Genomic DNA, 1,372 nt, shown 5'->3' on the forward strand with positions numbered 1-1,372 from the left:
AAGTGCCGGAAAAGGAACTGCCCGGTCGATACGGTGTGCTCGTCGCGATCGGGCAGGCCGCCCAACGTCCATGCGCCGCGCCGCAATACGTGGATCTCCACCAGGTCCCGATCGCCGCCCGCGGGGTCCGCGATCCGGGTGGCCGACGCCATGTGGAGATCAGCGATCACCACATCGCGCACCCGGGCGACGGATCCCTTGAGCCGGAAGTCGGCGATCGTGGCCGGGCTGAAGGCCGGCAGGGGGAAGACATCGCCGATCTGCGTCTGCCATTTACGACGGAAGGCATCGAATCCTCGCGGTGCCGCACCCGGGACCCTGGAATCCACGGCGAACGCCCCGGGCGCCAGGTCGGTCACCGATCCAGTGCTGTTCATCTCCGGTGATCCACCTCGTGTTCGATGTTCCGACGCCTTCTTGTGGCGTACATGTTCTGTCCGGACGCCGCTGCGGTTCAAGTGCCTGCCGTGCCGAGTTCCTAACCTCGGCGTTTCATGACGGCTCGTCAGTCCAACTGGCGGGCCGTTTCGGCGTGTTGAGGAGGTAGTGGGCATGTCGGTGGCCCGGCTGTCGCGTCGGGTGGGCGCCGGGTTCCACGGTTCCGGTGGGGTGGTGCTGCTCGCAGGGACGGGAAAGTGCTGGTCAGTCGGGGTTCGGGAGGGTGTCGAGTCGATCCAGGGCGCCGGTGATCAGGTGGGTCCAGGGCCAGTGGCGGGCGAGGCGGAGGATGCGGCGGCGTCCGGTGGTGACGAGCTGGGCGGCGGTGGAGAACAGCCGCAGGCGGAGTCTGCGGGGTTCCCACAGGCGGGGCTTGCCGGTCAGGGCGAGCATCGGCATCCAGGCGAGCAGGTCCAGGGCGATCTGGACGATCTCCAGCCAGATCTGGTTCTGTGCCATGTCGTGGAGCGGGAGGTTGCGCAGGCCGGTGGCGCGGGCGGCGCGGATGCGGTCCTCGGCCCGTGCGTGCTGGCGATGGCGCAACTCCAGCGCGGCGATCGGGGTGTTCGTGGTGTTGGTGGCGAAGCAGGTCAGCCGCATGCCGTCGGCGTCGGTGAAGCGCAACTGGGCGCCCGGATGTGGGCGTTCCTTGCGCACGAGCAGCCGCATCCCTTCGGGCCAGCCCTTGAGGCAGTCGCCGTCGAGTTCGGCCACCCAGGCCCCGTCGCGGATCTCACCGTCCGGCTCGACGGCGGCCGTCCAGGCGGTGGCCGGGATGCGAAGCACCGCGGCGTGGATGGCGTCGGTGATGGTCATGCCGACCGAGTACGACAGCCTGCGGGTGCCGATTATTACGTCCGTGCCGGTCAGGCGGCGTGTGTGTACTGGTGGAGGAGGCCGCCGAGTCGATCACGTCGATGGACGTCCAGTCGGT

Annotated in this window: 2 pseudogenes; both read right to left on the minus strand. The window is 68.7% G+C overall.

Annotation, left to right across the window (positions count from 1 at the left end):
• Positions 1-359: pseudogene (locus OP79_RS48950) on the minus strand (helix-turn-helix domain-containing protein); the annotation flags it as partial.
• A 283-nt stretch (positions 360-642) separates the two neighbouring features.
• Positions 643-1,278 (minus strand): annotated as a pseudogene (locus tag OP79_RS48955) (IS1380 family transposase); the annotation flags it as partial.
• Positions 1,279-1,372 lie beyond the last annotated feature (94 nt).

The sequence above is a fragment of the Streptomyces yerevanensis genome (genome assembly GCF_000716805.1).
GTDB classification, from domain to species: domain Bacteria; phylum Actinomycetota; class Actinomycetes; order Streptomycetales; family Streptomycetaceae; genus Streptomyces; species Streptomyces flaveus.